This window comes from Halobacillus alkaliphilus (assembly GCF_900113125.1).
GTDB lineage: Bacteria > Bacillota > Bacilli > Bacillales > Halobacillaceae > Halobacillus > Halobacillus alkaliphilus.
The window spans coordinates 42,386-66,167 of sequence record NZ_FOOG01000006.1 but is presented as its reverse complement, the minus strand read 5'-3'; the positions used below and the strand labels follow the sequence as shown (position 1 = coordinate 66,167).

Below are 23,782 nucleotides of genomic sequence, written 5' to 3'. Positions count from 1 at the left end.
AGTGAGGAATTTTCGATAAACACTCTTTACCGTTTCGAGCTGTTGCAACCACATGCATTTGATCAACATTATTTAAGATATCGGTTAGAAGAGTCCTTATGAATACCTAATCATCCGCTACCATAACTTTTATTTTTTCATCGTCGTGCTCCTTCACTAATGAACCGCCTCAATCTTAATAAAAATTCGTGATGATGAAGTTTATCTTCAGATAGATTTATATAGTTATAGACTATATTACCGATAGATTTACTTGCCTGAGCTTCAGGAAATTGAATCGTATAAGGCGTCTTCTGAATAATTGACTGGATAACAGCACGGTCCTCAGGGATGGCCCCTAAATATTGGACTTGAGTTTTTAAATGACGATGAATTACTTCCTGAAGACGGAAGCTAGTATCTTCACTATTCTTTTCCAAAGAAAATCGATTATGAAGTATCGAAATCGGAAATTCTTTTTCCTTGGTTAGTAAACGTTTAACAAGTCCGTATGCACTCGTAATTGAAGCGGGGGATAAGGTAGTAACGAGGATAGCTTCATGAGCAGCTGTCATAAACTCTGAGCAATTCTCTTCTACATTTGATCTCATATTAAATAGAATGTAATCAAAGGACCTGTTTAACTCTTCAAACTGAGATTGAAAATATTGAAACTTGCATTCATCAAGCTTAGAGAACACTTCCACCCCTGCCCCCGCGGCGAGATAAGATAAAGATGATGGCGCCTGCTCGATAATATCATGAATGGTTTTCCCTTCAGTAAAAAGATGAACCAGAGAACGTGAAGGATGCACTTCTAATAATCGGTCGATTTTTCCCTTACCAGCATCCAAATCAAAAATTAAGACGCGCTGGTTTTGTTCCATTAGTTTAATGGCAAAGTTAACAACGAAGGTGGATTTTCCTTCTCCTTCTATTCCGCTGGCAATAGCAATCGTGCGGGCTTTGGGTTCCACAACCTGAGTGCCTGTCATTCGCAGCCTTAATTGTTCGGCTTGATCATGCATGAACATATCCCTCTGTAACTTTCCTGGCAATAATGTTAGGCGAAGCTTCTTCAATGTCGTCTGGAACATTTTGCCCGTTAGTTAAGTAAGCGACACCAAGTTTGTGGCGAACCAGTAAGTTAATTGCACCTCCATAAGTAGAGGTTTCGTCCTCTTTCGTAAAAATCACCTTGCTGATGGGAATATGCCGAAACTTCTCATAAATATCTCTCATATCAAGATATTTACTTGTTAGGGATAATACTAGAAAAGTTTCGGAATCATCATTAATTTTTAGTAGCTGGTTTAACTCTTCTACATAAGAAGCCTGCAAGTAATTACGCCCAGCTGTATCCACTAATACAAGATCAAAATCTTTATACTTTTCTATTGCTAGTTCATAGTCTTCGAGGTTGTAGGCTACTTCAAGCGGAACTTCCAGTATTTTCGCATAGGTTTTCAATTGATCAATAGCTGCAATGCGGTAGGTATCCGTGGTAATAAAGGCTACATTTAATTTTTTATTCAAAACAGCTTCCGCTGCCAACTTGGCTGCAGTCGTTGTTTTTCCAACTCCTGTTGGTCCTACTAAATGCACAAATGTCTTACTCAATTGTTTATGTCCAAAAGGATATGGATTTAAACGCTTGGTGATCTCCTCCGTTAATAACCGCTCCATCCCATCCTTTTGCCCAGAATTATCTGTCCATTGTTTATCGTCGATATGCTGTACAATACTTGCAGCAAGTTCAGGTTCCAGTTCCTGCGCAATTAGATGTTTATACCAGGCTGCGAATTTACCAGAACCCGGTGAGTGATCGTTATTTTGTTCCATCATCAAACGAAGCTGCTTCAACTCATTCATGATCGCTTCATTCGACGATGCTGCCGATTCATTAGAACTTAATGCCTGCGAACTCTTTGAAGACTGCACCTCCCTCTGGATAGATGCGGAAGAATCAACGGCTGCAATGACTTCAATAAGATCCTTCTTGAACCTTTTGAATAGTCCCCCTGGTTTAAGAGTTTTTGTATTCAATACCACCGCTTCCGATCCTAATTCACTTTTCACCTTTTTCATGACTTCTGACATAGAAACTGCCTGAAACTTCTTCACCTTCATGCGACATTCACTACTCCTACACTTTGCACTTCAACAGTTGGCTCTAATTCGTTATAAGATAATACAACTACTTGAGGTAAGAATCGTTCCAGCAGCTGCTTAATGTACATACGGACAGCTGGCGAACACAACAAAACAGCCGTTTCTTCCTGAAGTGAAATTTGTTCAACCTGAGCCGCCACGGCACTAATAATGGACTGCTGACTTTCTGGATCCAGTGCTAGATAACTGCCGTGTTCTGTCTGTTGAATGTTGTCTGCAATTATTTTCTCTACTTTTCCGGATACGGTAATGACTTTGACACTTTGATCTTCTTTCATATATTGACGGGTGAGCTGGGCAGCTAATGATTGCCTCGCGTATTCAGCAAGCAGATCCGTATCGGTGGTCATTCTACCGAAATCAGCCAGCGTTTCGAAAATCACAGGTAAGTTATGTATGGACACATTCTCACGCAATAGCTTAGCCAAAACCTTTTGAACATCGCCCACTGATAAAGGTTCCGGTGTCACTTCGGCAACCAGAATTGGATAGGATTCTTTCAAATGATCAATCAGCTGCTGTGTTTCTTGACGTCCAAGGAGGGAATGGGCATGCTGTTTTATTACCTCAGTTATATGAGTGGATACAACAGATGGAGGGTCAACTACGGTGTAGCCAGATAATTCTGCCTCATCTTTCTGATCCTCAGTAACCCATTTGGCCGGTAAACCGAAGGCAGGTTCCTGCGTTTCGATTCCTTCTAACTCTTCATCTTCGTCTCCTGGGCTCATGGCTAAATAATGATCAAGCAGAAGCTCGCCACGTGCCTGCTCATTTCCTTTTATCTTTAACCGATATTCATTCGGATGCAGCTGGATATTGTCCCTTATTCTTACAACAGGTATTACAATTCCTAATTCAATGGCCAACTGCCTCCGAATCATGACGATCCGGTCTAATAAATCCCCTCCCTGATTTGAATCAGCGATGGGGATAAGCGCATACCCAAATTCGAACTCAATCGGATCCATACTGATTAAATTAACCACATTTTCCGGCGATTTCATTTGATCACTTTCCGTTTCATCCAGCTCTTCGGGCTCACTTTCAACTGGTTCTTCAACTTCTCTAGAGAGCCAGTAAGCACCAAATCCTAACACGGAAGCTATGAGAGTTGTAAGGAAAAACGGAATCGGAGTTAAACCTAATAGAAAAATAGTTCCAGCAGCTATATATAGCAGTTTAGGATACCTGAGCAGCTGACTAGTTACATCTGTACTTAAATTACCCTGCGAAGCTACACGTGTTACTACAATTCCAGTAGCTGTGGATATAAGCAGGGCAGGTATCTGGCTGACAAGACCATCCCCAACGGTTAGTCGCATATAGGTATCAATAGCTTCATTGAAGGACATGCCCATCTGGACCATTCCTATAATTAAACCAAACACTATATTAATAAGTACAATGATAATACCGGCTATAGCATCTCCTTTAACAAATTTACTTGCTCCGTCCATCGCTCCATAAAAATCGGATTCATTTTCAATTTTTTCTCTGCGCTCTTTAGCTTGATGTTCATTAATCATACCTGCATTCAAATCAGCATCTATACTCATCTGCTTTCCGGGCATAGCATCTAAAGTAAATCGCGCGGCTACTTCAGATACGCGCTCTGCCCCTTTAGTGATCACTAGAAATTGAATAATGACCAGAATGACAAATACCACAAATCCCACTAAAGGATTTCCTCCAATAACGAAAGTTCCAAATGTAGCAATCACACCTCCTGCTTCGGCTTCGGACAGAATGGAACGGGTGGTTGATACATTTAAACCAAGCCGAAATAATGTCAGCAATAATAATAGGGTTGGAAAAACAGCAAATTGAAGCGCTTCTTCCATATTCATTGAAACTAAAATGACAATTAGAGCAAGCGTTATATTAATTAGAATAAAAAAACTAAGGAGCCACCCAGGTAGTGGGATAACAAGCATGACGATGATAAGGATCACGCCTAATAAAACGGATAAATCTCTTGCTGACATAAGTGGGCCTCCTTTACTTTAAATTTTTTTCTCCAATTGATATACGTAAGCAAGAATTTCTGCTACTGCCTTATAGAATTGCTCATCAATGGGGTGATCGATTTCAGTATCTTTATACAAAGCTCTTGCCAGAGCACGGTTTTCGACGGTAACTACGTTGTTTGCTTTAGCTACTTCTTTAATCTTTAAAGCTATAAAGTCAACCCCTTTAGCTACAATGTAAGGCGCATCTCCCTGATCCTCCCTGTACTTTACAGCAATTGCATAATGGGTGGGGTTCGTGATTACAACATCCGCATCAGGGACTTCACTCATCATACGGGAAGCAGACATCTGCCGTTGCTTCTCTTTAATTTTTGCTTTAATCTGTGGATCCCCTTCCATGTTCTTATGTTCATCTTTAATGTCTTTTTTAGACATTCGTATATTTTTCTCATGATCGTAGCGCTGATATGTATAATCGATAACTGAGAGAATTAGCAGGGCGAGGGCTGAAGCAAGTCCCATAATAATAGTAGTGTTACCAAAAAAAGCTAAAACTTCCTGTACGGATTTCTGGGACATCAGCATCATTTCATCTTTATTGATCCAGATAATTGCAAAAGTAATAGAACCCACCATGGCAATTTTCAGCAAGGACTTTACCAGCTCCACAAGAGCACGTGCAGAAAATATTTTCTTTGCTCCCTGAATAGGATCAAGCTTTTTTAAATCCACTTTTAATGGTTCACCGGTGAACACAATGCCTACCTGCAAAAGGTTAGAGGCTATACCTGCTACAACGGCCACCCCCATTATGGGAGCAATGACTTTACTAATCTCCCAAGTCATTTCAACAAAAATCGTATGAACTTGCATTTCAGTTACTTCCCAGTGAATATATTTTTGAAATGCATGTTCATACATTCCTGTCATGGTTGACTTCATTTGTCCGCCCATTAAAAACAAGACGCCAAATACCATTAATAGAAGAAAGCCGGTATTTACATCCTGGCTTTTGGGAACCTGTCCTTTCTTTCGGCTGTCCTGTCTTTTCTTAGGCGTAGCTTTTTCAGTTTTTTCGTCTGCAGCAAAGAACTGCAGGTCTAAATGTAAGTAATGCATGAGCAGCTAGCCTCCGAATATTTGTATTAAATCACGCATGGTGGTGAGCATAGTTTCAAATAATTGTTCGATTAGCATTATATAAAAAGTCATTGCTATTACAAGGACAGAGAGAGCTATGAATATTTTAAGGGGTAAACCAACTACGAACACGTTTAGCTGGGGCACCGTCCGGGCTACTATTCCAAGGGCTATATCTACAAGAAACAAGCAGCCTACAATAGGCGCAGCCATTAAAAAAGCTATAACAAACATCTGGTTGAAAGTCTCTATTACATATCGGATCCACGCTTCGTCTTGAAGAGGCAGCAATTGATCAATTGGAATTAGGGAGTAACTGTAAAAGACACCTTCAATCATCAGGTGATGCCCATCAACGGCCAAAATAAACAACAGAGTAATAATATTGAAGTACTGACCGATTAAAGGACTTTGAGCTCCTGTTTGCGGATCTATAACATTAGCAATCGCAAATCCCATCTGAAAATCAATAAAACCACCTGCAATTTGAATTGCCGCCAGCACAATATAGGCTAATAAGCCAACTGCTATTCCAACAGCTGCTTCTTTGAATAAAAGTAAAAAATATTCCTCATCAACAGCAAGCTCAGGTATAGAAAGGGAGAAATACATCAGTAATGCAATAAAGAAACTGAAACCAATTTTATGCTGATTTGGCACATTTCGATAGGAGAAGAGCGGAAGTGTGACAAAAAAGGAGGTTACTCGAATGAATATTAATAAAAACGCGGGAATACCCGCTAGATTAATCGAGTCCAGCATAGCTACCCTACTAACATATTTAAGTTGCTAAATATACTGGCAGCAAACTCTACCATATTTGTCAGCATCCAGGGACCGAAAAATATTAATCCCACCATTACTGCTACAATCTTAGGAATAAAAGCAAGCGTCTGTTCTTGGATTTGCGTCGTTGCCTGAAAGATACTAACCAGGAGCCCGACCGCCAAAGCTAGAATCAGCAGGGGACCGGTAATCATTAGCACGGTATAAATGCCTTCCTTAGCAAATGAAATAACCATTTGATCGTTCATATTAGTGACCTCCCTCCTAAAACCCTTCTAATAGAGATTTTGTAATTAAGAACCATCCATCAACCAGCACAAATAATAATATCTTAAAAGGAAGTGAAATCATGACGGGCGGGAGCATCATCATACCCATGGACATAAGTACGCTTGCTACAGCCATATCAATAACGAGAAAAGGGACAAATATCATGAACCCCATTTGAAATGCCGTTTTCAGTTCACTGATAGCAAAAGCTGGCACAAGGGTAGTGAGTGGAACATCCTGAATGGTTTCCGGCCGTTCCATTCCTGAATAATTCATGAATAGAGCTAAGTCCTTCTGCCTCGTGTGTCTCCCCATAAAATCCTTCATAGGAATACTTGCTTCTTCATAAGCTTCATCCAATGTAATTTCCTCATTGAACAACGGCGTTAAAGCCTGGTTGTTTACTTCTTGGAAGGTGGGTGCCATTATAAAAAATGTTAAAAAAAGAGCAATACCAACTAAAACTTGATTGGGCGGCATTTGTTGAGTCGCAAGAGAAGTCCTTACGAAAGAAAGTACAATCAAAATTCTTGTAAAACTCGTCATCAAAATCAATATCCCAGGAGCAAGGGACAAGACCGTTAATAAAAGAAGTAATTTAACTGAAGTAGAAATATCTTCAGGATCTGAACTGGAGAAAATATCGATAAATTCATTCATGATCTCTGCCCTCCTGATCCTGCCTTGATGCATTTTTTCTTTTTTCTTTCATATCTTTAAGCTGTTTCTCAAATAGTTGCTGAAACTGTACGGTGGAAGTACTTCCTCCATTTCCTTTATCCTTTTTCCACTTTCCCAGCCACTTATCAAAAGGAAAAGCTTGTTCCATGCCATGATGTTTATCCTTTTGGATCAAAGCGCTTTTGGTCGATGGATCCGAGATCTCGGTAATGATTTCTACAGAATCCCCAACGCCAAGGATAAACACTTGTTCGCCAATACGCACCGCCTGAATAGAACGGTTAGGTGCAAGGTTCATCCCTCCAAGGTTTTCCATTGTTCGATTCTGATTGAATACCTTATTTCTGGAATTAAAAAACTTTAATAGTCCATATATGAGAACTAATACTAGCAATAGAACAAAAACCAGTTTTACAATATTCCACAATAAGGAACCTTCAGCTTCTTCCAACTGAGAGGGGGTACCTCCAGAGGGAGACTCAGAATCTTCTGCTGAGTCAGAAGATGGGCATCCTTCAAGTTGAGGATTTTCTAAACACTCAGTGGCAGATGGTGCAGCTTGAACGAATCCTGCACTTCCGAGACAAATAGTAAACAAAGCGATAATAATAGCTGTCCATCTAGTTGTTCGATACATAAACACATTCCTCTTTAACTTAAGGCTTTTTGAATGGCTTCAATAACACGATCAGCTTGAAAGGGTTTAACGATAAAATCTTTAGCCCCTGCTTGAATAGCATCGACCACCATTGCCTGTTGTCCCATAGCAGAACACATAATTACTTTAGCATTTGGGTTATGCTGCTTTATTTCCTTCAGCGCTGTAATTCCATCCATTTCGGGCATAGTAATGTCCATCGTTACAAGATCAGGTTTTTTTTCTTTATATAATTCCACCGCTTTTTTTCCATCCTCTGCTTCAGCTGCAATTTCATACCCATTTTTCGTAAGAATGTCCTTCACCATCATTCTCATAAAAGCTGCATCATCTACAATCATTATTCTTTCTCCCATCTTACTTCCTCCTCGATTAACGTAATTTACTCAGCCGGTCTTTAGGGCTTAAAATGTCAGTTACCCGTACACCGAAGTTCTCGTCGATCACTACAACTTCTCCCTTAGCCATCAATTTTTCATTTACAAGAATATCAACTGGCTCGCCTGCTAACTTATCCAGTTCTACAACAGAACCTGCTGATATTTCTAAAATTTCCTTTATTGTACGCTTCGTGCGACCAAGTTCTACGGTAACTTTTAATGGAATGTCCATCAGCATATCTAAGTTTCTCTGTTCACTGTTATTTAGCTGCACAGATTCAAAGTTTTGGAATTGAGCGGTCTGAATGTTCGCCTCGTTAACGTTTTGTCCCACCGGTCCTCCTACGTATTGAGGTTCAACTTCATCCTGAGGAGTTGATGTACTCTTACTCTTATGAAAATCCGTGGTTGTTATAGCAGCTTGGCTTGGCTGATCTTTCTCTCTAAAATTTGAAGGTCTTTCGGTTGATTTGCGAGACGGATCTTTGTCCTCAGGATTCATTAACTGGTCCACTAACTCTCTAGCAAAATCTACTGGAAGCAGCTGCATAATACTAGAATCGATCAATGTCCCCACTTTAAGCTGGAAAGAAACTTTCACAAGAGTTTCATCATTTGGAATCTGATCCGTACCCCTGTCTTCCTCAAGGTTTAGCACATCAATAGTGGGTGGAGAGATATCCACTTTTTTATTAAATATAGTTGACATGCTGGTCGCTGCTGACCCCATCATTTGGTTCATAGCTTCCTGAACAGCGCTTAAAGAAATTTCATTTAATTGATCATCAGGAGATCTGCCATCTCCACCCAGCATAAGATCTGCTATAATAGCCGCATCTTTAGTATTAATAACTAGAACATTTTCACCTGAAAATCCATCCGTGTAAGTAACACCGACTGCAACATAAGGTTTCGGAAATTCATCAGGCAGACGATTACGTTTTACCATTGTGATTTTCGGTGTTGTAATTTGTACTTTTTGGTTTAACAAGGAAGACAAAGCTGTAGCAGAACTTCCAAAAGATATATTGCCGATTTCGCCAAGTGCATCTTCTTCAAGTGTTGATAACTCTTCTGCCGAACTTTGATCAGAAGATGAACGATTAAGATCTTCACCGGTACTTCCGTTCAGAAGGGCATCTATTTCATCCTGGGATAACATATCGTCACTCATTGCTTTCGGCCTCCCCTCGATATTCTTCTAGTACTTGCACAGCGAGATGATTTTTAAAGGTACCCGGCTGTACATGAAACTTTTGTTCGTTATCTACTTTTAAAGTCATAGGTCTGTCAATTTGCTGACTTAGTCGAATCACATCATTTTCCTTCAACCCTAAAAACTGCTGAATCGACATCTTGGACTCTCCGAGCAGAGCTTTCATATCTACTTCTGCCCCTTTGATGGTTTTCGTTAAAGCTTCATATTCTTTAGGATCTCTATCTTTTGGCTGTTGCTTTTGCATCCAATAATGTACGGAGAGCTTTGGAATGATGGGTTCTAACACTACGTGAGGAATGCATATATTTATCATACCGCTCGATTCTCCAATAGTTGTATTTAAGGAAACAACTACCACCGTCTCATTAGGCGATACCATTTGGAGGAATTGAGGATTCACTTCAAATTCTTCCAGTATTGGATCAATCTCCACTATAGAACCCCAGGCTTCCTGATAGTTATCGAGGGCTTTCTCAAATAAGTGAGACATAATAGTAGTTTCAATTTCTGTTAAGTTGTCCACTTTGCTTACACCGCTTCCTCTGCCTCCCAGGACTCGGTCCATCATGGCATATGCCACATTAGGATTGGTTTCAAGCAGAATTCTTCCCTCTAATGGGGATACACTAAATATATTCAGTATGGTCATCGTAGGAATAGATCTAATAAATTCTTCATAAGGCAGCTGATCTACTGAAGCGACTTCAATATTTACATATGTTCGCAGATGTGCTGAAAAATAAGTAGTAAGTAGTCTGGAGAAATTTTCATGTATTCTTGAAAGACTTCTTATTTGATCTTTTGAGAATCGAAGTGCTCTTTTAAAATCGTAGGATCGAACTTTTCTCTCTTTTTCTTCATTCTTTAATTCTTCGGCATCCATTTCACCCGTGGATAAAGCGGATAGCAAGGAATCTATTTCATTCTGAGAAAGGACCTCTTCTGCCACACTCTCACCCCCTCATCCGGATTGTTACTTATTGTAGAACCTTGTCTACTGTATAAACATCAGTAACGGTCCCCTGGCTCATTACCTCATTCAATTTTGTTTTTAACTGATCCTCAAGGTCACCCAGACCCGATTGAAACGATTCCGAATCCATAACCGCAAGTTCTTTAATCAATATGTTCTGCATCTGGAAATCTCTCTTTTGTAATTCTTCTAAAGATTTCTTGCTGTCTGTTACAACACGAAAGCGGATGCGGACAAAGTCCCCATTTTTTAGATCCGTTGTAATATCCTCAGTCAGCATGGAAGACTCACGAATTTCATCAATGGACCTTTTTCCACTTACTTCATCTGTACCATTCAGATTTATGACGATAATAAGGGCGGCTGCACCGAGAAGAGTAAGTGCACTTAGAATAATAATCATCGTCTTAAAGACACGATTTTTAATCGTCATCACCTGCCTGCCCAGCTATTCTAAAAAGCCCTACTTCTCTATAAAACCTTTTTATTTTCTTTACAACAATTTCTTCCTGTTCTTTAACCAGAAGCTTTTTTCCTTGAGTTGTAGTTATCATAGTGTCCGGATTGGATTGAATTTGCTCTATGTAGATTGCATTTAAGGTAAACGAATCTCCGTTTAATTTCGTTAAAGCTATCATAATGTTAAGGGAGGCTTTATAGTGCACCTCCCCGCCCTCCTCTCCGGTTATCGTTTCAAGTTGACTAGTTCCTGAAGAATTTCATCTGAAGTAGTAATAATCCTCGTATTAGCCTGAAATCCCCTTTGTGCTGTAATCATTTCAGTAAATGATTCAGCTAAATCTACATTGGACATCTCAAGAGCCCCTGCGACCATTTGCCCTGTTCCATCGCTTCCTGCAATCGACAGATCGCCTAATCCCTCAATCTGTTCTCCAGCGTTAGCGGTGTACCGATAGGAATTGCCGCCAAGCTTTTCAAGACCGCTCGGGTTAGCAAAGTTGGCCAGCCTGATTTGCCCTGCTACTTTAGGTGTACCATCAACATCTACATAACTTACAGCACCGTCCGGCTGGATACTAAAACTCTGGGCGTCTTCAGGAATGGTAATAATTCCAACATTGTTTTGTGCGGTATTAGAACCGTTCTGGTTTATGGTATAAGGTTCACCAACTAAGTATTTTCCTTCATTGTTCACGATTGCCCCTTCAGAATCCAAATAGAAATTTCCTGCTCTGGTAAAGCTCGTATTCACGTTGTCAAGGTTGAATGCTTTCCCGTCAGTATCAATGTCCCCCGTTCCACCCTCGGCAAGCATAAACATCCCGTCTCCTTCAAGAGACAAATCCAAGGGGCGATTCGTGGTCTGGCGATTGCCTTGAGTATGGATTGTATCAATGGATCCTGTTTGAGAGCCCAGCCCTACTTGAGAAGGGTTCAAACCTCCTCGCGTGTTGCCATTTGCTCCCTCAGTAGGCCCCTGAGCTCCTGTCATCGTTTGACTCATCATATCCTGAAATGTAACGCGCCCTTTTTTGTATCCGTACGTATTTACATTGGCAATGTTATTTCCAATCGTATCTAACTGTGTTTGAAAGCCTTTCATTCCGGAAATACCCGCATACATTGAACGTAGCATGTTGCAACATTCCTCTCATTTTTAATTTGATCAGCCGCTTCCATCAGTCAGCGGTCATACGGCCTCCCTTGAGGGTCCAGCCTAATCTTCTAAAACAATGGTGCCATTAATGTTTGTAAATATTTGAGACGCAGCTTCTTCTCTTCCAAGAGCTGTAACTACGGTGTTATTTTTAGTACTTACTACAAAAGCTGCCTGGTTAGTAATGACTAAACTGTCCGTTACGCCTTTAGATTTGGCTTCCGCCATCTTATTTGAAATCTCATTCCATTTGGTCTCATCAATTTCTATATTCCGTTGTTTTAACCGCTTTTCTGCATGTTTACTTATTTTTAATGTTTGAGCCTCATGAAAGACCTTTTGAAAGGAGGTATCAGTTTTTGTCTTCGCTTTATTCTTTTGAGGCGTCTGCAGTGGTTGGTGAAATTGATGAATGCGGGGATCCAATCTATTCACCGGAACTCTCTTCACCTGTTTCACTAACAGATGTAATTTGGTTGACGGGCAGTTTAAGGCCTGAATTCAACTCAAGGGAGGTATTTCCGTCTTTTTGAACGACGGATGTAACTACTCCTTTTTCCTGACGCTCCTCAATCCCCGTTTCTTCATTAATCAACGGATAGGTGACCTCCTTACCTATCAAGCTGCTATATTGGATCAGGGGCGGTAGACTTTGAGTTTCTAAAAATTGCTCCATAGACTGAGACATATTCGTCATTTGTTCCAAGTTAGAAAACTGGGTCATCTGGGATATAAACTCTTTATCTTTCATCGGGTCAAGAGGATTTTGATTTTGAATTTGCGCCATTAAAATCTTTAAAAAATCATCTTTTCCGAGTGAGGAATTTGTGCTCCCAGCAGCTGGCTGATTTTTTAAATAGTAGGACGGATCAATCGTATTCATGTCATCACCTAAACTTTCTCATTCATTAAAATATCGTAAAAAGACATTTCATCCTCAGACTTATCTTCACTATTCGAATTTACCTGATTTGATTGTTTATCTTTTTGTTCTTCGTGTCCGTCTTGCTCCTCATCAAAGGAATAGAATGATTGCTGATCAGATAATCCTTCATTCTTTTCAACTACGACCTGCTGAGGAGAGAACATATGACGCAACTGCCCCATATTACTTTCCAGCATTTCTTTCGCTGCTTGACTGCTAGCAATAATCTTTACGGTTAGTTCACCATTTATCTGTGCAAATTTCACCATCATCTCCCCAAGATTGTTAGGCTTAAGTCTTAACTGCATTTCCATGCTGCCCGGCTTGCTGGTAAACCACCGACTGGACTGGAGAATACGTTCCAGTTCTTTCATAAACTGGTTTGGGACAGAAGAAGACGACTGGTTCTGATGGACCTGAATGACATGTTGCTCTACTCTCGAAATCGGCATGGTCTGAAGAGAAGATATCGATGTTCCAGAATGGTCCGTATGCTTTTCTATATACTGCGAAATCCACTTCCCCATTTCCTTTCCATTAATAGGCGACAACCTTTGATAACCAGGCGGAACAGTTTGTCTATTCTGATAGGTATGCCATAAACCTCTAAACAGCTTGTTTTCAAATTCAGTTCCTTGCTCTGTTAGCTTGCTCAGCATGGATGTCCATTTTTCCTCAGGTACTTGATTGGATATTTGGGAGATCGATTGAATGACATCTTTAATAACTAATACTCTGGTTGAATAACCATTAGCTCGAGAGTGAGCACCCCTATTATAGTTTTCCAGACTATGAATGTTTTGCCGGAACTTAATCCATAATTTTTGGAGATCAATTTCCTTTTGCTCAAAGTTATTAAATAATCGGCTTTTTTCCAATTGTGTCATGTTCGAAGAAATAGGGGTGGCAAAAAATTGGGTGTTATTCGACATTTTCTTTTTTTGCTCCTCAGTGCCTTTAAGTACTTTCTGAATCAAGTTTATGGTTTGATTGATGGTTTGAAAGAGATCTAAAACCTTTTGGTCTTCCACCATACTAGTCTCTTCTTTCGAATTATCTCCTTCTGCTTCACCCGTTTTAATGACTCCTTGAAGCATTTTAAGGGCGGACTCGAAACTCGTTAATATGTTCAAATCTGAAGGCATAATCACATCAGTTTCAAATTGAATTTGGAGCTCAGCCAGCTGTTCTAGTTGTTTTAACTCCTGTCCATTTCCTTGATCTCTTTCTTGTTGATAGGACTTCAGTTCGGTAAACAGTTCGTTCAATTGATTGCGAAGCTTCTGAATCATTTCATCAATTGGACCTATATCTGTCTTGTCCGCACCATTTAAACTCTCCCTATTTTCTTGAAGGGTGGATAATAAGTTTTGAAATGATCCCTTGGTATTCTTACCTTCTGTTGACGAGTTAAATAGAAGCAGCGGACGGGACCCTGCAGTGCTAAACAACTGATGGACAAGATTCATTGTATTCACCTCCTTTCAAGTAAACGGCCCTTAATCTTCAGTTGAGTCAATCATTTCACCAGCGATTCCTGCGGCTGCTTCTGGACTCATTTGACCAAAGATCAGCCCCCTTTCTTCACTTGACACATTTTCAAGAACCTGGATAGCAAGCTCTTGACTCATGTTCTCCACAATAGGCGCCGCTTCTTCAGGGTCCATTTGTTGAAAGGAAGAAGCCATGTTCATCACTTTCTCATTCTCAGGTTTTTCTTCTTTTTCTTCCTGGGCCGTTTCTAAATCAGCCTCTAATTTAACTACCTTTTGTTCAAGTTCATCAATCTCTGTCTGTTTCGCACTGAGTTCTTCTTCAAGAAGCTCAATCTCTTCATTCCTGGCGTCAAGAGAAGATTGAAGTTCCTTGTTGTTTGATTTGATATTTTCTTGCTCTGGAGTAGAAGCACTTTGAGATATCCCTGGCACTTTACTTACATACTTGCCAGCTTCTTCTGTAACATTCACACCGAGAAGAGTTAAGACAATCCAAGCTAAGGTGATGGCAAACACTATGGGAATGATAATTACAAAAAAGAACCATTGAAGTTTACTGCCTTGCTGCTTATCAGTTATTTTCTTTGCCATGACCTCACCTACTTTGGAAATTTAAAAATTGTCTCATGGACATATCATCCATTTGTTTATTTTCTTCATCTTTAACCCATTTTTGGTGCTTTTTCTGCTTTTGTTCGATGAGCTTTTCAAATTTCTTCACTTCTACATAAGCGTCTGTTAATTTTTCCTGGGAGTTGTACATGGCCTGGCGGGCGTTTTGAACTTCAGGCTGCAGCAAATCAATACGTTCTTCTAAGCGCTCTATGTATTGCTGGTGCTGAATAAAAGTCATAGCCTGAATAGTTCTTTTGGAAAGGGTCTGATGGAATGAGTGCTCGGCTTCTTCTTTTTGCTTCAATACCTCATACAGTTGGGTTGCTTTCTGTTCGAATGCCTCGACTTGAGATTGATGATGTTTCTCTTGCTCTGTTCTCTCCCGGTCCCTTAAATCCTTAATTTTATGATAAGAACGCAAATGAGCCATACAATTTCCACTCCTATGTAAATAACTGTTTTAGCAAATCCTGGGATCCTTCAAAACTTGAAGGTTCTTGTACACCTTGCTTCAGAAAATTAATGATGGAAGGATGATAATGAATCGCCTGATCAATATCTTTACTGCTGCCTTTTTTATAAGCTCCTATTTGAATCAGTTCACTATTTTCCTCGTACCTCGCAAGCAAAGCACGAAGGCGTTCGGCTGATTGTTTATGTTCATCTGATGTAATCTGCTTCATTACTCGGCTGATTGATCTTAATATGTTTATTGCTGGAAATTGGCCCTGTTCTGCAAGGTTTCGATCCAGTACAAAGTGTCCATCAAGTATCCCTCGCACCGTGTCTGATACCGGTTCATTCAAATCGTCTCCATCAACCAGTACTGTGTAAAAAGCTGTAATCGTTCCTTTACTGCTCGTGCCGGTTCTCTCAAGTAGCTTGGGTAAGAGAGCAAATACGGAAGGTGTGTAACCTTTGGTGGTGGGAGGCTCCCCTGTCGCAAGTCCGATTTCACGCTGAGCCATGGCAAAGCGGGTTACGGAATCCATCATCAAATTGACGTTGTAGCCAAGATCTCTAAAGTACTCGCTTATCGCAGTAGCAGTATAGGCTCCTTTAGTTCTCATAAGAGCTGGCTGATCAGATGTAGCTACGATAACAATGGAACGTTTTAGCCCTTCTTCTCCTAGATCGTTTTCAATGAATTCTCTCACTTCTCTTCCACGCTCACCTATGAGGGCTATAACATTTAAATCGGCGGAACTGTTTCTTGAAATCATTCCCATAAGAGTACTTTTACCCACACCGCTTCCTGCAAATATACCTACCCGTTGTCCTTTTCCAACAGTTAACAAAGAATCAATTGCACGAACTCCTACTTGAATCGGCTCTTTAATAGTGGGCCTTGATAACGGATTAGGAGGGGACTGATCTGTAGGGTACATGGTTAAGCCTTTGGGTAGTGAACGACCGTCCAGCGGCTGCCCTGTCGCATCCAGGATCTTCCCTATCAATCCTGTTCCAGTTTTAACTTTCATAGGTTCGCCTGTTGCTTCAACTAAACTCCCAGGACTGATATCTCGCATTTCTTTATAAGGCATAAGGAGAATATTTTCTCGGTTGAAACCAACCACTTCCGCAGCAATGGACTGGTTCCGGTCAGAATGTGAATGGATATAGCATAAATCTCCGATCGAAGCTTCTGGTCCCTTTGACTCCACCATCAAGCCTACCACTCGGTGAATTCGGCCGTAACGCTTAAAGGTGTCTGATTGATCAATGACTTGTAAATAAGTGTCTTTATTCATAAGGAGCCACCTCTTGAACCACACGGAAAACTTTTTCTCTCAATTCTTTCAGCTGACTGTCAATCCCAGCATCAATGCGTCCGAAAGGGGTTTCAAGCACACATGAAAAAGGCTCCATCTCATCTTTTACATAGATAGATAAGTTGGTTTTCAAACTCGTCATTCTCTGTAATTCTTCTGCCTGGGACTGTAGATAGCCATATTGATCAGGATGAACATAAATGGCTATTTCAGGCTGCTCCTGAACTTCTTTAACTACTTTTTTAACAAGGTTCGAAAAAGACTCCGGATGGTCTTCCAAATGGCAGTTTAATATTTTTTCAGCTGCACGCAGAGCAATTTCAACAATGGTTTCTTCACTCGACCCTACAATCGAATGATAAGATTGGTTCGCTTTCGCAATAATATGATTTGCTTCTTCCAACTTTTCCGTGTAATCCTGATAACCTTGAGTTACACCAGCTTGGTAGCCTTCTTTTTCTGCGGCCTGAACCAATTGAATTCTTTCTTCCTCCCAGGCTTTCTTATCTGCATCTATTTTATGTTCTGCTGCTTGCAGCAATTGTGAAGCCTCTTCCCGTGCCTCTTCTAAAACTTTTTCAGCTTGCTGCCTCTTTTGCTCCGCAAGCTCTTGTTCACTGCTAAGACTTTCTTCCATGGATACAGCTGGCGTTAGCTTTTCAACAGGCTTAATCTGAATAATACGTTGTGAACCTTGATTGAAACTAGACAATAATGTCGTCACCTCCGCCGCGAGCTACCACGATTTCACCCACATCTTCTAAGCGTCTAATGGTAGCTACAACTCTTGTTTGAGCCTCTTCTACATCACGTAAGCGTACAGGCCCCATAACTTCCATCTCTTCTTCAAACGTTTCAGCCATTCGCTGGGACATATTGGAAAACACTAGATTTTTAACTTCATCACTCGAAATTTTCAATGATAAGCGAAGATCTTCATTTTCAACCTCGCGAATGACCCTTTGAATTGCTCGATTATCCAGTGAGACAATATCCTCGAAAACGAACATGCGTTTTTTAATTTCCTCGGCTAGTTCTGGATCCTGAATTTCTAATGAGTCCAATATTGTTCGTTCCGTACTTCGATCGACTCCATTGAGCACTTCTACCACGGCTTGAATGCCCCCTGTTTCTGTATAGTCATGGGTTACTGTGGCTGAAAGTTTTTTTTCAAGTATCTGCTCCACCTGATTGATAATCTCAGGAGAAGTGGATTCCATCGTAGCAATTCTGCGTGCAACATCAGCTTGCAGCTCCTGAGGAAGTTCAGAAAGAATCTGGCCGGACTGGGCTGCATCCAAATAAGATAAAACGAGAGCAATCGTTTGAGGGTGTTCATTTTGAATAAAATTCAAAATCTGAGCAGGTTCAGCTTTCCTTGCAAAATCAAAAGGCTTCACTTGAAGAGAAGATGTCAAGCGTCCGATAATGTTGGATGCTTCGTCTTCCCCCAAAGCTTTTTCGAGGATGGTTTTGGCATAGCCAACCCCTCCTTGAGAGACATAATCCTGCGCCAAAGCAATCTGATAGAATTGTTCTAATATTTCTTCTTTCTGTTTTGAATTTACTTTTTGAACTGAAGATATTTCGAGTGTTAATTGTTCTATTTCTTCTTCGTTTAAGTGTTTGTATACCTGTGCGGCTACATCCGGTCCTAAAGAGATTAAGAGGACAGCTGCTTTCTGCTTTCCAGATAACTCTGACTTTTTCAAGGCCATTGAAGAACCCTCCCTTATTCTTCCGCGATCCATGATCGCAATAATTCAGCAAATTCTTCCGGTTTTTCTTTTGCCATTTTTTCTAACTGTTCTCTCTGTTGAGTGGAAGCGGTCACCTTTTCTTCAATGCCTGGGACAAAGGGAGGTATTTCCTCTTCTACAGTTTCTTCATAAATTTCCTCTTCTTCTTCTTGCCTTCTTCTTCTCATTAGCAAAACGATTAGCACTACAATAACAATTACAAGAACGGCTCCTATTGCGTACATCCACATCGGAATTCCATGAGTTGGCTGAGAAGGGGAAGGCTGTTCACTGAATTCTTGAAAAACGATTGATATTTTTTCCTCCGGGTTCACTTCTCCATAACTTTCATTAATGGATGTTGTAATCATTGAGTTAAGGATTGACTGTACGCTTTCCTCAACGGTTTGCTGCTCTTCTGCAGATAAGAGTTCAACAGATCCTTGGTCATCAGCACCTTTTGTACTATCAATAGCTACCTGAATCCCAAGATCTCTTACTTTAAAAGGGCTTTCCTCAATATTTCTCTTAATACGGTTAAATTCATTATTGATCGTTTCACGGTTCATTTCATAATCTCCGTTAGATCCTTCAGCATCTGCAGGGTAATTCGCTACATCTTCCTCTCCTGCCCCCGGGACCCCTCCCTCAGGTATTCCTCCTTCATAGGTTTCTTCGATCCGTTCTATACTGACCGGCAGTCCTTCCATAGTTTCAGGGTCAACAGGCTCTACCAGCTCTTCCACACGATTTTCTTTTGTAAAATCAATGTCTGTTGTGACTGTTGCTATCACTTTCTGCTGACCAATCATCCTGCCAAGCATACGCTGGACATCTTGTTTAATGTCACGCTCAATATTTTTTTTCACATTCTGCTGATATGTATAAGCGTCTTGGCTTTCAGGTGAATTTGAATTATTTAAATCAAAATACTTAAAGTTTTGATCCATGATTACGATATTATCTTTAGACAAGTTAGGAACGGATTTAGAAGCAAGGTTATAAAGAGCTTCTATTTGATTGTTCTCCATCTGATATCCAGGTTGAACAGTCAGTACGATCGAGGCGGAGGCTGTTTGCTCAGTCTCGGATGCAAATACTTCTTCTTCTGGAATGTTAATCATAACTTTTGCATCCTGAATTCCACCGATTCCCATCATCATGTTGGCAAGCTCGCTTTGCATCGCGTCCAGCTTAATCATATTAAACTCATTATCCGTCATTCCCCATGACGTATTATCACTGAAAAATCCATAATCAATGGAACCGCTGCTCGGAAGTCCTGCCGCAGCTAAATCCACAAGCAACGTCTCTGCCTGAGGTTCTGGAACAAGTATTGAAGTGCCATTTTCTTCCAATTCGTATGAAACTCCTCTGGTGTCCAGTTCTGTTTTAACCTGTCCAATTTCCTGGATCGTTAAATCCTTGTAGAGAGGAACCATTTTTGTATTGGATGCAAAAATGCTCACTATGGCTACTAATAAAAGGATAGCTCCGGCACCGCCAATCATGGCGGTTTTTTGACCTTTGCTTCTTTCTCTCCAAAACGAAATAATACGATTTTTGTACTGTACTAGTTTTTCTTTCATAACTGCCCCCAAAAAAAGCACACTCTCAACGAATCTTTTAATAATTTGTGTAAGGTGTATTACACTTGCATTCGCATAATTTCTTTATATGCTTCTACCACTTTATTTCTCACTTCTACCGATGTTTGCATAGTAATACTGGCTTTCTTTGAAGTAATCATCACTTCATGCAGGTTATCAATCTCACCACTTGCCAGGGCTTTTGTTTTCTGATCTGATTCGACCTGGGTTTGATTCACTTGATCGATTGCATTTTTCAATTGATCAGCAAACTTGACTTGAGCCTCTGCAGGGGAGCTGCCCGGGTTTATTCGAGGTGAAAGAGTATTTGATTGGACCGACGGTAATCCCGTTATAGTATTTAAATCTGGCATTTAATCTCTCCTTCTCGTTATCTTCCTATTTCCAGAGCTTTCATCAGCATACTTTTGGAGGCATTAAGAGAAGTTACATTAGCTTCGTAAGAACGTGTAGCACTCATCATATCTACCATTTCCTGTAAAGGATCTACGTTAGGAGTCTGGACATACCCTTCTGAATTAGCATCGGGGTGGTCCGGGTTAAACACCTGTTTGAAAGGTTTCTCATCCTCCACAATCTTTGAAGCTTTTACACCCTGAGTGCTTCCGGATTGAGTTGAAAGTCGGGAGGCATTTTCAAGGTAAGACTTAAAGCTTTGAGCTTTTGGTTCAAATACGACCATTTTTCTGCGATAAGGTTCCCATTCTCCCTCTTCATTAAGTTCAGCTCTTGTGGAGTTTGCATTTGCCACATTAGAGGAAGCCACATCCATTCTCAGCCGCTGGGCTGTCAATCCACTGGCACTTGTATTCAATGCATCAAAAATCCCCACGGTTAATTTCCTCCTTTAATAACGGATTCCATACTTCTGAACTTACCACTCATGCGATCAGCCAGAGCTTGATAATAAATCTGGTTCTGAGCCAAGCTGCTCATCTCTTTATCAATGTCGACGTTATTTCCATTGTGGTTATATGTAGTACTATTGTTTGTGGTTGTATTGTAGGAGACGGATTCTCTATTCTGAAAATCGATATGTTTTTGACTGGTTTTTTTGGCTGAAAGAGAAGCCTCAGCGCGGTTTAAGTGATCTTTAAAAACAACATCTTTAGCTTTATAGCCAGGAGTATCCACGTTGGATATATTGTTAGATATGGCACGGTTCTTTTCTAAAGCATAGTTTAAGGATTTTTCTAGTGTATTAAAGGTATCATTAAATAAGTTCAGCATAATCACCTCGTTCGGCATGTTTTTAGGTTCACAAACCTAATTGTAAAAAAGTTTGTATACCTCTGTCTATGTAGTACATCAGTATTTTTTTACTCACTCTATAAATAGAACTAAATAATCAGGGACTTTAAACCTAAAGTAATGGTTTATAATGGTTTTTGTCGAAAATACTATTATAATGAACATTATTACATAGTTTGTTCGGTAAATAAATTAGATTTACACAAATTTTATAAAAATGTACTTTAGATGGATTTATAACCTTGTTTTTCCAATTTTCGAATATAAAAAACCGCTGCTTTCTTAAAAGCAGCGGTTTTTCTGTATTTAACTTGTGCGAAGTTTTTGAAGCTCCACTAGGAAGTTATTGTTCAAGACTTTAATATACGTTCCTTTCATACCTAATGAACGAGACTCAATAACTCCAGCACTCTCTAACTTACGTAAAGCATTGACAATTACCGAACGGGTAATTCCTACGCGATCCGCTATTTTGCTGGCAACAAGCAGCCCTTCGTTTCCTTCAAGTTCTTCAAAAATATGCTCAATAGCTTCCAACTCGCTATAGGATAAAGAACTAATCGCCATTTGAACAACAGCTTTACTACGAGCTTCCTGTTCAATCTCCTCCGTTTTCTCATGGAGGATTTCCATTCCAACTACTGTTGCACCGTATTCAGCAAGCAGAAGGTCATCGTCGTTAAAGCTTCTGTTAATTCGACTTAGAATTAGAGTACCTAATCGCTGACCTCCTCCGATGATCGGAACAATGGTAGTTAAACCCTGCTCAAACAATTCCCGGTTTTCAACAGGGAAAGCCGTATATTCACTATCGATATCAATATCAGGAGTTGTTTCCTGGATATTAAATAAGTTCTGAGTATATTCTTGTGGAAATTGGCGTTCAGTCAGCATCGTCTTCATTCGCTCATTTTCAATTTCCTGATTAATAGCAAATCCAAGAAGTTTACCTCGGCGGCTCAATACAAATGTATTTGCTTCGATCACATCTCTCATTGTTGCGGACATATCATTAAAATCCACCGATTTCCCTGTAGTTTTCTGCAGCATAGCATTGATTCTTCTGGCACGATCTAATAATTTCATGTGTTATTCCTCCTTATGGTTTGTCTATAAAATAAAACGACTAAGATCTTTATTTTTTACAATAGAGGACAGTTTGCTGTCAACATATTGTGGCGTAATTTCAATGGTTTCCATCATTACATCCGGTGCTTCAAATGACAAGTCCTCTAATAACTTTTCCAAAATGGTATGAAGTCGTCTCGCACCAATATTGTCCGTTTCCTGATTCACTTCATGAGCAATCTCTGCGAGTCTAGTAATAGCATCGTCAGAAAATTCAACCTTTATACCTTCAATTTCTAATAGTGCCTTATATTGTTTTAACAAAGCATTGGAAGGTTCCACTAAGATGTTTCGGAAGTCCTGTACGTTAAGCTTATTAAGTTCCACACGAATCGGGAATCTTCCCTGCAGCTCAGGAATTAGATCAGAAGGTTTGGCCATATGAAAGGCACCTGCGGCAATAAACAAAATGTGATCAGTTGAAACGGCACCGTATTTAGTCACAATTGTCGAGCCTTCTACAATGGGAAGAATATCACGCTGAACACCTTCTCGGGAAACATTAGCTTGATTGTCCCCTTTTGCGGCTACCTTATCGATTTCATCAATAAAAATCATACCTGACTGTTCAACTTTGTTTACAGCTTCCTGTCCTACTTCATCCATATCTACTAATTTACTTGCTTCTTCCTGAGTAAGGACTTTACGAGCTTCAGAAACGGGCAGCTTTCTCTTTTTGGTTTTTTTAGGCATGAACTGGCTAAATGCATCTTGCATGTTCATCCCCATTTGTTCCATTCCTGATCCTTGCATCATATCAAACATAGAGGATTGCGATTCTTCCACTTCAATCGTAACCATACGGTCTTCAAGCTCCCCCATATCCAACTGCTGACGAATACGGCTTCGCTTAGTTTCGATTTCTTTTTCTTCCTGCGTCGGCTGTGGTTCACTTTCCTGCTGATCTCCCTGATTAAAAAACATTTCGAGCGGGTTTTTAAAATTATTCTGCTGCTGCTTCTTCTTGGAGGGAACAAGGAGTTTTACAAGCCGCTTATTAGCCTGTTCTTCTGCCCTTTCCTTGACTTCTTCCATTTTTTCTTCTTTTACCATTCGTACAGCCATTTCCACAAGATCTCGAACCATAGATTCGACATCACGGCCCACATAGCCAACTTCAGTGAACTTAGTGGCTTCAACTTTAACAAATGGCGCACCTACCAATTTCGCTAGTCTGCGGGCAATTTCTGTTTTTCCTACACCGGTCGGCCCCATCATAAGAATATTTTTAGGTACAATTTCGTCGCGGATATCACCGGTTAACTGCATACGGCGATATCGATTTCTAAGAGCTATAGCAACGGATTTCTTTGCACTATTCTGTCCTATAATATATTGATCGAGTTTTTCTACAATTTGTTTAGGTGTTAAATTCAACGACATTGCAAAGGTCCCCC

Annotated in this window: 28 protein-coding genes; all 28 read right to left on the bottom strand. The window is 40.2% G+C overall.

Features of this window, described 5'->3' with window-relative positions; all coding sequences use genetic code 11:
* Positions 1–137 precede the first annotated feature (137 nt).
* The gene (locus tag BMZ06_RS05540) at positions 138–1,007 is read right to left on the bottom strand and encodes an AAA family ATPase (protein WP_175477806.1); all 870 of its coding nucleotides are present in this window, start codon (positions 1,005–1,007) and stop codon (positions 138–140) included.
* Positions 1,000–2,109, bottom strand: a complete 1,110-nt coding sequence (flhF, locus tag BMZ06_RS05535; protein WP_089750920.1) for a flagellar biosynthesis GTPase FlhF — start codon at positions 2,107–2,109, stop codon at positions 1,000–1,002. The genes BMZ06_RS05540 and flhF overlap by 8 nt, the downstream gene beginning before the upstream one ends.
* A complete protein-coding gene (gene flhA, locus BMZ06_RS05530) occupies positions 2,106–4,139 on the bottom strand; it encodes a flagellar biosynthesis protein FlhA (RefSeq protein ID WP_089750919.1) in 2,034 nt (677 codons plus the stop codon). Before flhA ends, flhF begins: the two co-directional genes overlap by 4 nt.
* A gap of 18 nt (positions 4,140–4,157) precedes the next feature.
* Positions 4,158–5,243 carry a flagellar biosynthesis protein FlhB gene (gene flhB, locus BMZ06_RS05525; RefSeq protein ID WP_089750918.1) on the bottom strand — a complete coding sequence of 362 codons (1,086 nt, stop codon included), beginning with the start codon at positions 5,241–5,243 and terminating at the stop codon, positions 4,158–4,160.
* Between the two features lie 6 nt (positions 5,244–5,249).
* Positions 5,250–6,026 (bottom strand): flagellar biosynthetic protein FliR, encoded by a 777-nt coding sequence (gene fliR, locus BMZ06_RS05520; protein WP_089750917.1) that lies wholly within the window; start codon positions 6,024–6,026, stop codon positions 5,250–5,252.
* A 2-nt stretch (positions 6,027–6,028) separates the two neighbouring features.
* A complete protein-coding gene (fliQ, locus tag BMZ06_RS05515; RefSeq protein ID WP_089750916.1) occupies positions 6,029–6,298 on the bottom strand; it encodes a flagellar biosynthesis protein FliQ in 270 nt (89 codons plus the stop codon).
* 16 nt (positions 6,299–6,314) lie between these two features.
* Positions 6,315–6,980 (bottom strand): flagellar type III secretion system pore protein FliP, encoded by a 666-nt coding sequence (gene fliP, locus BMZ06_RS05510; protein ID WP_089750915.1) that lies wholly within the window; start codon positions 6,978–6,980, stop codon positions 6,315–6,317.
* Positions 6,973–7,638: a flagellar biosynthetic protein FliO gene (locus BMZ06_RS05505; protein ID WP_089750914.1), complete on the bottom strand. Its 666-nt coding sequence runs from the start codon at positions 7,636–7,638 to the stop codon at positions 6,973–6,975. The genes fliP and BMZ06_RS05505 overlap by 8 nt, the downstream gene beginning before the upstream one ends.
* A 14-nt stretch (positions 7,639–7,652) precedes the next feature.
* A complete protein-coding gene (locus BMZ06_RS05500) occupies positions 7,653–8,015 on the bottom strand; it encodes a response regulator (RefSeq protein ID WP_089750913.1) in 363 nt (120 codons plus the stop codon).
* 16 nt (positions 8,016–8,031) lie between these two features.
* Complete coding sequence (fliY, locus tag BMZ06_RS05495; RefSeq protein WP_089750910.1) at positions 8,032–9,213, bottom strand: flagellar motor switch phosphatase FliY; 1,182 nt, start codon at positions 9,211–9,213, stop codon at positions 8,032–8,034.
* Positions 9,206–10,207, bottom strand: coding sequence for a flagellar motor switch protein FliM (gene fliM, locus BMZ06_RS05490; RefSeq protein ID WP_089750908.1), 1,002 nt, complete (start codon positions 10,205–10,207; stop codon positions 9,206–9,208). The genes fliY and fliM overlap by 8 nt, the downstream gene beginning before the upstream one ends.
* Before the next feature lie 28 nt (positions 10,208–10,235).
* On the bottom strand, positions 10,236–10,664 hold the full coding sequence (gene fliL, locus BMZ06_RS05485) for a flagellar basal body-associated protein FliL (RefSeq protein WP_089750906.1): 429 nt from the start codon (positions 10,662–10,664) through the stop codon (positions 10,236–10,238).
* Positions 10,654–10,896 (bottom strand): flagellar FlbD family protein, encoded by a 243-nt coding sequence (locus BMZ06_RS05480; protein WP_342708529.1) that lies wholly within the window; start codon positions 10,894–10,896, stop codon positions 10,654–10,656. Before BMZ06_RS05480 ends, fliL begins: the two co-directional genes overlap by 11 nt.
* Positions 10,897–10,916: 20 nt before the next feature.
* On the bottom strand, positions 10,917–11,828 hold the full coding sequence (gene flgG, locus BMZ06_RS05475) for a flagellar basal body rod protein FlgG (RefSeq protein ID WP_089750904.1): 912 nt from the start codon (positions 11,826–11,828) through the stop codon (positions 10,917–10,919).
* 81 nt (positions 11,829–11,909) lie between these two features.
* A complete protein-coding gene (locus tag BMZ06_RS05470) occupies positions 11,910–12,275 on the bottom strand; it encodes a TIGR02530 family flagellar biosynthesis protein (RefSeq protein WP_089751058.1) in 366 nt (121 codons plus the stop codon).
* 1 nt (position 12,276) lies between these two features.
* A complete protein-coding gene (gene flgD, locus BMZ06_RS05465; RefSeq protein WP_089750903.1) occupies positions 12,277–12,732 on the bottom strand; it encodes a flagellar hook assembly protein FlgD in 456 nt (151 codons plus the stop codon).
* A gap of 8 nt (positions 12,733–12,740) precedes the next feature.
* Positions 12,741–14,243, bottom strand: coding sequence for a flagellar hook-length control protein FliK (locus BMZ06_RS05460; protein WP_089750901.1), 1,503 nt, complete (start codon positions 14,241–14,243; stop codon positions 12,741–12,743).
* A 30-nt stretch (positions 14,244–14,273) separates the two neighbouring features.
* A complete protein-coding gene (locus BMZ06_RS05455; protein WP_089750898.1) occupies positions 14,274–14,861 on the bottom strand; it encodes a MotE family protein in 588 nt (195 codons plus the stop codon).
* 4 nt (positions 14,862–14,865) lie between these two features.
* Entirely contained in the window at positions 14,866–15,315 is a 450-nt protein-coding gene (gene fliJ / locus BMZ06_RS05450) for a flagellar export protein FliJ (protein WP_089750896.1), read from the bottom strand.
* Positions 15,316–15,328: 13 nt separating this feature from the next.
* The gene (gene fliI / locus BMZ06_RS05445; RefSeq protein ID WP_089750895.1) at positions 15,329–16,636 is read right to left on the bottom strand and encodes a flagellar protein export ATPase FliI; all 1,308 of its coding nucleotides are present in this window, start codon (positions 16,634–16,636) and stop codon (positions 15,329–15,331) included.
* Positions 16,629–17,369, bottom strand: coding sequence for a flagellar assembly protein FliH (fliH, locus tag BMZ06_RS05440; protein WP_175477804.1), 741 nt, complete (start codon positions 17,367–17,369; stop codon positions 16,629–16,631). The genes fliI and fliH overlap by 8 nt, the downstream gene beginning before the upstream one ends.
* Positions 17,362–18,375 carry a flagellar motor switch protein FliG gene (gene fliG, locus BMZ06_RS05435; RefSeq protein ID WP_089750891.1) on the bottom strand — a complete coding sequence of 338 codons (1,014 nt, stop codon included), beginning with the start codon at positions 18,373–18,375 and terminating at the stop codon, positions 17,362–17,364. Before fliG ends, fliH begins: the two co-directional genes overlap by 8 nt.
* A gap of 14 nt (positions 18,376–18,389) precedes the next feature.
* Complete coding sequence (fliF, locus tag BMZ06_RS05430) at positions 18,390–19,985, bottom strand: flagellar basal-body MS-ring/collar protein FliF (RefSeq protein ID WP_089750889.1); 1,596 nt, start codon at positions 19,983–19,985, stop codon at positions 18,390–18,392.
* A 59-nt stretch (positions 19,986–20,044) separates the two neighbouring features.
* Positions 20,045–20,359, bottom strand: a complete 315-nt coding sequence (gene fliE / locus BMZ06_RS05425; protein WP_089750887.1) for a flagellar hook-basal body complex protein FliE — start codon at positions 20,357–20,359, stop codon at positions 20,045–20,047.
* Between the two features lie 17 nt (positions 20,360–20,376).
* The gene (gene flgC, locus BMZ06_RS05420; RefSeq protein ID WP_089750885.1) at positions 20,377–20,838 is read right to left on the bottom strand and encodes a flagellar basal body rod protein FlgC; all 462 of its coding nucleotides are present in this window, start codon (positions 20,836–20,838) and stop codon (positions 20,377–20,379) included.
* A 2-nt stretch (positions 20,839–20,840) separates the two neighbouring features.
* Positions 20,841–21,233: a flagellar basal body rod protein FlgB gene (gene flgB / locus BMZ06_RS05415; RefSeq protein ID WP_089751056.1), complete on the bottom strand. Its 393-nt coding sequence runs from the start codon at positions 21,231–21,233 to the stop codon at positions 20,841–20,843.
* 330 nt (positions 21,234–21,563) lie between these two features.
* Positions 21,564–22,343 (bottom strand): GTP-sensing pleiotropic transcriptional regulator CodY, encoded by a 780-nt coding sequence (gene codY / locus BMZ06_RS05410; protein WP_014643267.1) that lies wholly within the window; start codon positions 22,341–22,343, stop codon positions 21,564–21,566.
* 24 nt (positions 22,344–22,367) lie between these two features.
* Entirely contained in the window at positions 22,368–23,768 is a 1,401-nt protein-coding gene (gene hslU, locus BMZ06_RS05405) for an ATP-dependent protease ATPase subunit HslU (protein WP_089750883.1), read from the bottom strand.
* Between the last annotated feature and the right edge of the window lie 14 nt (positions 23,769–23,782).